The organism is Nostoc sp. UIC 10607, assembly GCF_047228265.1.
Classification (GTDB): domain Bacteria; phylum Cyanobacteriota; class Cyanobacteriia; order Cyanobacteriales; family Nostocaceae; genus Nostoc; species Nostoc foliaceum_A.
This window is the reverse complement of record NZ_JBIQNW010000126.1, coordinates 1-8,236: the sequence shown is the minus strand read 5'-3', so window position 1 is coordinate 8,236 and position 8,236 is coordinate 1. Positions and strand designations below refer to the sequence as shown.

The 8,236-nt window shown below is 43.0% G+C and carries 7 protein-coding genes and 1 pseudogene; 5 read left to right on the top strand and 3 right to left on the bottom strand.

Annotation, left to right across the window (positions count from 1 at the left end; all coding sequences use genetic code 11):
• Positions 1-453 precede the first annotated feature (453 nt).
• Positions 454-1,131, top strand: coding sequence for a DUF2996 domain-containing protein (locus ACEYW6_RS35185; RefSeq protein WP_412983444.1), 678 nt, complete (start codon positions 454-456; stop codon positions 1,129-1,131).
• A 54-nt stretch (positions 1,132-1,185) separates the two neighbouring features.
• On the opposite strand, the gene ACEYW6_RS35180 is transcribed toward ACEYW6_RS35185, so the two are convergent.
• Complete coding sequence (locus tag ACEYW6_RS35180; RefSeq protein WP_412983445.1) at positions 1,186-1,680, bottom strand: TM2 domain-containing protein; 495 nt, start codon at positions 1,678-1,680, stop codon at positions 1,186-1,188.
• Positions 1,681-2,102: 422 nt separating this feature from the next.
• Here ACEYW6_RS35180 and acsF point away from each other — a divergent pair, with 422 nt between their 5' ends.
• The 4 genes from acsF (at position 2,103) to ACEYW6_RS35160 (ending at position 5,881) form a co-directional block, all read left to right on the top strand.
• Complete coding sequence (acsF, locus tag ACEYW6_RS35175; RefSeq protein ID WP_412983443.1) at positions 2,103-3,179, top strand: magnesium-protoporphyrin IX monomethyl ester (oxidative) cyclase; 1,077 nt, start codon at positions 2,103-2,105, stop codon at positions 3,177-3,179.
• A gap of 147 nt (positions 3,180-3,326) precedes the next feature.
• Positions 3,327-4,196: a hypothetical protein gene (locus ACEYW6_RS35170; RefSeq protein ID WP_412983442.1), complete on the top strand. Its 870-nt coding sequence runs from the start codon at positions 3,327-3,329 to the stop codon at positions 4,194-4,196.
• 6 nt (positions 4,197-4,202) lie between these two features.
• Positions 4,203-4,946 carry a hypothetical protein gene (locus tag ACEYW6_RS35165; RefSeq protein WP_412983441.1) on the top strand — a complete coding sequence of 248 codons (744 nt, stop codon included), beginning with the start codon at positions 4,203-4,205 and terminating at the stop codon, positions 4,944-4,946.
• Positions 4,940-5,881, top strand: coding sequence for an ATP-grasp domain-containing protein (locus ACEYW6_RS35160; RefSeq protein ID WP_412983440.1), 942 nt, complete (start codon positions 4,940-4,942; stop codon positions 5,879-5,881). The genes ACEYW6_RS35165 and ACEYW6_RS35160 overlap by 7 nt, the downstream gene beginning before the upstream one ends.
• 451 nt (positions 5,882-6,332) lie before the next feature.
• Here the strand turns inward: ACEYW6_RS35160 and ACEYW6_RS35155 are convergent, their stop codons facing one another.
• Both ACEYW6_RS35155 and ACEYW6_RS35150 read right to left on the bottom strand, forming a co-directional pair.
• Entirely contained in the window at positions 6,333-7,460 is a 1,128-nt protein-coding gene (locus ACEYW6_RS35155) for a type I restriction endonuclease (protein WP_412983439.1), read from the bottom strand.
• Between the two features lie 354 nt (positions 7,461-7,814).
• A pseudogene (locus ACEYW6_RS35150) lies at positions 7,815-8,168 on the bottom strand (hypothetical protein); the annotation flags it as partial.
• Positions 8,169-8,236 lie beyond the last annotated feature (68 nt).

Sequence of the window (8,236 nt, the reverse complement as noted above, 5' to 3'; positions counted from 1 at the left end):
AACCTGCGGTTTGATTTGGTCAAGAGGCGTTTCGTTTTTGCCCCGCAATTCCTCTCGACACTGAACCCGATAGGGTCAGTGTGAGCCTCCTTGCGGCAGTAGGTGAATTCTACTCCAGCAAAGCAACAGGTAGAAACTGGTATGGGATTCAAGGGAATTTAAAGTGGAAAAAAGCTGATGTCTTAAACCTTTGCGTTATTTTTAACTGTACAGTTATGAATGCCCTGCTGCATTACTGCATTACTACATACAGCACTGCGAAAGCAAACCACCCCTTCCAAATCAGTAAAACCCTTGTGGTATAAGAATTACGAATTACGTTAGCGTAGCGGGGCGAAGCCCATTACGAATTACGAATTCTGCCCTGCTGCACTAGTATGTCAAAATGAAAATACCCGATACATCAAGGTGAGCGATCGCTCCGAAAGCTAGATTAAAGGATTGACCTGAGCAATGGCAGACCCAACCAATCACAATCAAGCGGGAGAAGTAGCTCCCAGCACTGTTGACAAGCAAGCTCCCAGTGTGGCTGAAGAACACGCTCCTAGTACAGACTCACCCGAAGCCACAGACCTTCCTACTGCTAACGCGCCAGACCCTAAAGCCGCAAATCCAGAAACTGCGAAACCAACCGCTACACCCCCGAAGCGAGAAAAACCCGCAGCTAAAGCCGCAGTAGGCGAAAAACCAGCCGCCGCCGCAACAGAAGAAAAACCCGCAGCCGCAGCTAAAGCCGCCAAAAAGGAAAAAGCTCCATCTGTTGAAGACAAGCCATTTGTAGAGTTCATTGAGCAAGACTACTTGCCAGCTTTACAAAAAGCGATCGCTCAACAAGGTGTGCAAGATTTACAGGTGTCTTTTGCCAAGCAGAAAGTTCCAATCACTGGCTTTGAATCTGCTGAAGAATGCTGGCAAATTATCGGCAGTTGGAAAGAAAAAGGTCAGCGTCAGTTTAACCTGTATTTCCCCGAAGAAGATATTCAAGGGAAAAAGGGATTTTCCTGTAATGAAGGCAAAAAACCTAGCACTCTTGAGTCATTCTTAATCGATGAGCGCAAAATTACCCTCGATTTGTTGGTCTTTGGCTTAGTTCAGCGTTTGGACGGACAAAAGTGGCTAGGTATAAATTAGTCATTGGTCATTGGTCATTAGTCATTAGTTTTTTAAGAAATGACTAATGACAATTTAAAGTTCATGGAAATGGTAGATAACGGCTCCAGTATTGGGGTCGTTATCTATTTTCACATAACCAGATTTGTACATCTCATTGAGAGTAGCTTCAACTTCAGCAAAGCTAGCTCCCGTGAACTTGACGCCTTGAGTAACAGTTAAAATACCACCTTTGTTTTCCGCCGCTTCAATCAGTTTAATCATCAGTTGGTTGCCTGTTGGGCGGTGGACTTGAGAGGCAACCACTGTTTGATTTAACGGCACACCCAAGGGAGATACACCCGCTTTTAATCTCAGGTTGCGTTCGTATTCGTCAACCATGTTGGGGATGAGGAGCAGATCCACGGTCTGCCCTATGTAAAACAAACCAAAAGTACACAGCCACAACAAACCCGTCCCTATTTTGCCATTGTATAAGCGGTGTAGCCCTCCCAAGCCGAAAAATCCGACTGCACACAAAATATAAGAGACAAGGAGTCGGTCTTTCTGTTGATTGTTTTCAAGATTCATCTTGTTTTCAACCCTTTGGATTTGCTCTTGTTGTCGGAGATGGGTTTTCCATGTTGTAGTCACAACTACAGAAAATTACTGAGATAGCAGCGCATTGAGAATACAATAAGTACGTGCTGCTACACTTGATTGAAACAGTTCTAATCACTGAACTACGTTTATTTGACTACTGATCCGCGATTCTTGGTTCCGTAAACATTGAATGATTGTTGCAACTCTTAATCTTTTGCTTACAAATTTCTCACCCGCACCTTGGTAGACTGAACTTTATACAATTGGATTATTGTGGGCTGTTACGCCTTAACAGAACATTAACCTTGGCTTTCTGGTGAGGTAGTCCGGTCTTGGGGGTTTCCCCCATGAGGAACTGCCGAACCCGAAGGGTCTACTTAAGATAATAAAGACGAAAGAGCAATCAAGACATGGTAGATTCCCTCAAAAAACCAGGCTTTGAAGAAATCCGGCCAGGGATTAAAGTCCCGGCAAAAGAAACCCTGTTAACACCTCGGTTTTATACTACCGATTTTGATGAAATGGCGCGGATGGATATCTCCGTCAATGAAGACGAGTTACAAGCCATTCTCGAAGAGTTCCGCACCGACTACAACCGCCATCACTTTGTTCGGGATGCCGAGTTTGACCAATCCTGGGATCATATTGATGGGGAAACTCGCCGGTTGTTCGTTGAGTTTCTAGAACGTTCCTGTACAGCAGAGTTTTCCGGCTTTTTGCTGTATAAAGAACTTGGCCGTCGCTTGAAAGGAAAAAGCCCCGTCTTGGCAGAGTGCTTTAACCTGATGTCACGGGATGAAGCACGTCACGCTGGCTTTTTGAACAAAGCTTTGTCGGACTTTAATCTGTCCCTAGATTTAGGGTTTTTGACTAAGAGTCGGAGTTATACCTTCTTTAAACCGAAATTCATCTTCTACGCTACTTATCTATCTGAGAAGATCGGTTATTGGCGCTATATCACCATTTATCGCCATTTAGAAGCGCACCCCGAAGACCGGGTTTATCCAATCTTCCGGTTCTTTGAGAACTGGTGTCAGGATGAAAACCGTCATGGCGATTTCTTTGATGCCATCATGAAATCCCAGCCGCAAATATTGAATGATTGGAAAGCACGGCTGTGGAGTCGGTTCTTCCTATTGTCTGTGTTTGCGACAATGTATCTCAATGACATCCAACGCAAGGACTTTTATGCCACCCTTGGATTGGATGCGCGAGAATACGACATCCATGTAATTAAGAAGACTAACGAAAACGCAGGTCGCGTATTCCCACTGATGTTGGATGTTGAGAATCCAGAGTTTTATCAGCGGTTGGATACTTGTATAAGCAATAACGAGAAGTTGGGTGCGATCGCTAACTCCAACACTCCCAAATTCCTGCAATTCTTCCAAAAACTGCCACTTTACATCTCCAATGGCTGGCAGTTATTGCGGTTGTACCTGATGAAACCGATTGATACTGTTTCTGCTCAAGGAGCAGTTCGTTAAGTTATAACAGATTTGCAAAAGCTTTAGTTAGTGGTTCTGCTGGTTGCAGAGCCACTTTTTTTGTCCGAAATACTACCCTTAGGGGTACTACTCATCAATAAGTCTAGGCAGTTAAGTTTGATATGTAGTTTCGCTGTGTACAAACAGATGACAGACATATCAAACGGAATTGGAATCATTAGACAAAGACCAACTTTAGTCTCAACCTTTGAACTGCTAGTAAAGCCAATTACACCAGTTACTGCTCCTGGTGGCGGGGCTGTTGCTCGCACAGTTGTCCAAGGTTACTTTTTAACCATCGCCAATACTAGCAACTCTAATGTAAGATTGACGCTGCAATTCACTGCAACTACACCGCAATTAAATGTAGCCGACACCGTAACAATCAGCGATGTCACAGGAGCTAACAATTTTAGTGATCTAACTCCTGTTCCAGGCGATCCCAACAGATTTACCTTCAGTGTAGGCATTTCAGCCAACGACACAGCTTTAGTTACCTTACTACCTGATGTCACCAAGCCAGAGATATTACAAGCAGCAAACCTAGAAATTCGCGGGTATGTGGAAATCTTAGTAAATTCTCCCTCTGCGGCAACTCCAGTTAATCTGCTGTTAACGCCTGAACAGAGAGGTACATTCCTACCTCAAGATTTAACTATTCGCAATCTTGACTTCGATCAATTAGCCTATTCTCTGCCCACATCTACTGGTGGAAGCTTGTTTACGCTGACAGGGCCGCTAGCGTTGAAAAGTACCAAGGAACTGAAGATAGAAGTCAAAGAATTCGAGAAAGTTCAGAAAGATAAAGACTTCGAGAAAATTCAGGCTGAAAAACTCCCTGAGACAAGTCAAGTTGAAAATCTGACTTCAGCAGATGGTTCAAATGATCTACAGCGGCTAATCGGTCTAATGGCTCAACGTCTTGATCAAATAGAACAAGCAAATGGGCAATCTTTCATCCAGCCCCAAGAACGCCCAAGCGTCGGTCAACAAGTAGTTAATCAACCAAGGAATTAAGTAAGCGTGTTGGTTGTTGTCGCCAGTCGTCATGACAAAGCCGCTGAGGCGCTGGTTACTAATTGGGCGGCTCATGGTCATGGTGTCAGCCTACTGACACCTGAAGATTTGTCAGTGGTTGGATGGCGACATTACTTGAGTTCTATTGATGGGGAAGCAGGGGAAGAAAATTCTTCCTCATCCCCCGCAGCAGTGGTAGGTGGAGTTGCGAGTGCTCTCGATCAAATCACCGGCGTTTTGACTCGCCTACCTTCTATTTTTGAACAGGAACTTCTGCACATCGTTCCTGAAGACCGGGCATACATCGCTACGGAAATGAATGCTTTCCTAATTGCTTGGTTGTCTAGCTTAAAATGTCCAGTCTTGAACAGACCAACGCCGACATATTTATTAGGGCCTGCTTGGCGACCTGAACAATGGGTTTATGCGGCTGCTCAACTGGGTATTCCAGTACGTCCGGTGCGACGGCAAAGTTCGATGTCGACAAATGTGTGTCCCCAGGTTGTCGAAAAATCTTCGGTAAAGGTGACAGTGGTGGGCGATCGCTGTTTGGGTGAAGTTGAAAAAACCCTAGCTTCACACGCCAGACGCATCGCTGATGCTGCTCAAGTTGATTTGTTGACTGTTCATTTTAGCAGTAGCGAATCCCCAGCAGAGTTTTTGGGCGCTGACTTGTGGATTGATATTTCTGCACCAGATGTAGGAGATGCCATATTTGAGTATTTGAGTGGAGGTGATGCCTTATGCTGATTTTGTTGTGGGGTATTACCGAAGAATCTCCCTTAGCAGCAGTTCACTCAGAATTAACTAGTCTAGGCATACCTACAGTATTCCTCGACCAACGAGATATTTTAGATACTGAAATTGAACTTTCTGTAGGCGATCGCTTACAACTACCCGTCCAAGGGCAAATTCGCACTTGGTATCAAAAAATTGATTTGAGTGAAATTACAGCAGCGTATTTGCGCCCCTATGACTCGCGCCGCCTTCCTCAAATTGCCCAAGCAGGTGCAAATAGTCGAGCTTGGCAACATGCGATCGCAGTTGATGATACCTTAATGTCTTGGTCGGAAATTACACCTGCCTTTGTCGTTAACCGTCCGTCAGCAATGGCTGCTAATGGCTCCAAACCTTATCAACTAGAGCAAATTCGCTCACTCGGCTTCAAAGTTCCCGAAACCCTTGTTACAACAGACCCCGAAGCTGTGCGATCTTTTTGGGAACTCCACGGCGACATCATTTATAAATCAATCAGTGGTATTCGTAGCAAAGTCTCACGTGTGGGAGTTGAGCATCTAGAACGCCTTGATAATGTATCTTGGTGTCCAACTCAGTTCCAGCAATATATACCCGGTAGAGATTATCGCGTTCATGTTGTAGGTAAAGAAATTTTTGCCAGCGAGGTAATTTCTCAAGCTGATGATTACCGCTATGTAGCAGAAAATGATGAATCCACAGAAATCCATGCTTGTCATCTTCCTGAAGAAGTAGAACAGCAGTGTAGAGTATTGGCAAAAGCAATAAATTTACCTCTTTGCGGCATTGATTTACGCCGCACACCTGGAGGGGATTGGTATTGCTTCGAGGTTAATCCTTCACCTGGGTTTACTTATTACCAACAGTTTACAGGTCAGCCGATTAGTACTGCGATCGCTAATTTGCTAGCAGGCAAAAATCGAATCTGATCAATAAACTTGTTTTATAACTTTGTCTTTTAACTATGCTGTTATTCCCAATATGCCTTTGTCTACAAATATTCAAAACTCAGAATGGGAGACAATACGGTTTGGTTAAGGCAAAAGACGCGATTCATCGCGTCTTTGTGATCTAGAATTTTCATCAAAAAACCTTAACCGAACCGTATTGGAATGGGAGACAGTTTGAAGAATAATTCAAGAGTCAGAATCAAGACGCTCGATAGCGACGCGCAAAGCGAATCCTTGAGCGTCTGACTCGCTATTAGTCGGGAATTCAGATCCGCGACTGATTGAAGACCACTAAATTGAAAATTTAGTGGGGGTCTTAAACCCGATTATTCATCCGCTTTTTCGGTCAGAATTCAGAATGAATTCTGACTCCTGAATTCTCTTCGATAAAGATAGTTGGGTAGTGTAGTTTTGTATTAGATACCTTGAGTTAAGCTGATTTTTCCATTCTGATTACATCTGCGGTGAATGCTTGATGCTTGGCTGCTTCCACCTCGTAACATCTGAGAATTAGTGATCCAAGCTTATCGAAATCACTGACAGAGGAAATAATTACTTTTGATGCTGCATCCCCTAGAGAAGCTGTTACTTCCTGCACTTCAAAGTTTGAAGCTAGAGACTTTACTTCATCTACACTGAGCCGAGTGATAAAACTTTTTTTCTGCGAAGTTAAATACAGCCGCAGAAACCACCAAGTACTTTTACCAAGATTGATACCAAAGTATGAAGCAGTATCCCTGTATTGGAGTTCAAAATTGTAACTCATTGAAGTTTTAGTAATTGCTTTGATTTTTTCAAAAGCTTCGATTTCTTCAGCAGTTGTTACTATTTTTGATTCTTGAGATTCTTGTTGCTTTTCCTCTTCTTCAATCTCTTGTTCTACTTCCACTTCAACAGGCTGAGTTATTTCCTGACTAAGTGAGCGAGTCATTAACTCAACTAAACTTCCTTGAATCGACTTTTTAACAATTGGTTTGAATTTATCAATAATTTTACCAGTAATTCGACCTTTAATTTCATAACTAGGGGCAAGTGTACCAAGTTCAGTCACTAAAAAACGAACAAATTCTTCAGAAGGAGAACGTAAAAGATTTCCTAGAAGCTGAGTCATGCCTTTTACATAAACCATTTCCTCAGCATGGTTAGTAATAGCCGTAACCTCAAAATTATCACGATGAAAAAATTTGAGGTTCTCAATATCTTTGATATCATATTCCAGGATGTTAAAAGTAAAAAATGGCTCCTTGTCCATGACATTTTTATCATGCAAGTCTGTAAAAAAACGGTAATCAACCCCATTAGTGACGATAGCTACTTTTGTTGTCAAAAGTCCATTAAAGTAGCGGCTCAGTTGCCCATCATGTGCCTCAGCTTTTTGACCACGGGCTTTTGCTTCTACGAGCATAACTTTGTTACCGTTGATAGCTAAGGCGTAATCTACCTTTTCAAACTGCCCTGCTTTTTTAATAGCAAAATCTGCCACGTATTCCGGCATGACTTCACTAGGATCATAGACATCGTAGCCAAGAGCACTCAAAAAAGGAACAATCAGTGCCATCTTAGTAGATTCTTCGCCAACAACTTGGTCAGCCCGCTTACGCACTTGTTCAGATAGCTTGGCAATCTCTTCAGTGAATCCCATCTTGTTTGCTCCTGGTAGATTAGTGAGTATTAATATGTCTTTTTTGTAAAATAGGAGTGATTGTAAGGTGACGTAGTACATTTGAATTGAAAGTCTTAGCGTGATCGCCTTCTTCATCACTCCTATAAAAGTATTCCCAAACAAGTACCAGCCTGTAACACTCATTACCTGTTCACAAGTGCAATGGCATCAGTAATGAGTAACAAGAAATCAGAATGATTTTTTATGAAGCGTCAGTCTATAGGGATTCTCAGAAGAAAAATACTCAAGCTAACTTGTTGCAGCTGCTTTGTTTCCATTCTGGCTGCCATTTTTGCTGCCGTTACCGTTCACACTAGCAATAAATGATGGTTGCTGTGAACTGGGAACTGCTGACTCGCCTCGCAGTCCCTTGCGGCGCTGGTTTTTAGGAACACCCCCCGCCATACCGTACTCCACACTGCTTTTACCATATTGAGTAGCAACTCCTAAGAGCATATGCTCTGCCATATCTGCCAACTCGCGCTCTGTTTCGAGCATTTCATGGTACAACTTATCGAGGTTGGAAAGAGCAGTGTTGTATAAATGCTCTCTAGTTCGCATCGTCTCAATTAAGCTTGAGAAGGCCGGTAGGGTGCATCCGTGAGAGGTTAAGATAAAGTGCATTTTGTCAACCAGTTAAAATACTCAAAATAGTCTTATTGAAAATGATA

What these genes read in the sequence shown, in the direction of transcription:
- ACEYW6_RS35185 (WP_412983444.1), top strand. Translation starts at nt 454, where the DNA reads ATGGCAGACCCAACCAATCACAATCAAGCGGGAGAAGTAGCTCCCAGC.
- acsF (WP_412983443.1), top strand. Translation starts at nt 2,103, where the DNA reads ATGGTAGATTCCCTCAAAAAACCAGGCTTTGAAGAAATCCGGCCAGGG.
- ACEYW6_RS35160 (WP_412983440.1), top strand. Translation starts at nt 4,940, where the DNA reads ATGCTGATTTTGTTGTGGGGTATTACCGAAGAATCTCCCTTAGCAGCA.
- ACEYW6_RS35170 (WP_412983442.1), top strand. Translation starts at nt 3,327, where the DNA reads ATGACAGACATATCAAACGGAATTGGAATCATTAGACAAAGACCAACT.
- ACEYW6_RS35180 (WP_412983445.1), bottom strand. Translation starts at nt 1,680, where the DNA reads ATGAATCTTGAAAACAATCAACAGAAAGACCGACTCCTTGTCTCTTAT.
- ACEYW6_RS35155 (WP_412983439.1), bottom strand. Translation starts at nt 7,460, where the DNA reads ATGGCACTGATTGTTCCTTTTTTGAGTGCTCTTGGCTACGATGTCTAT.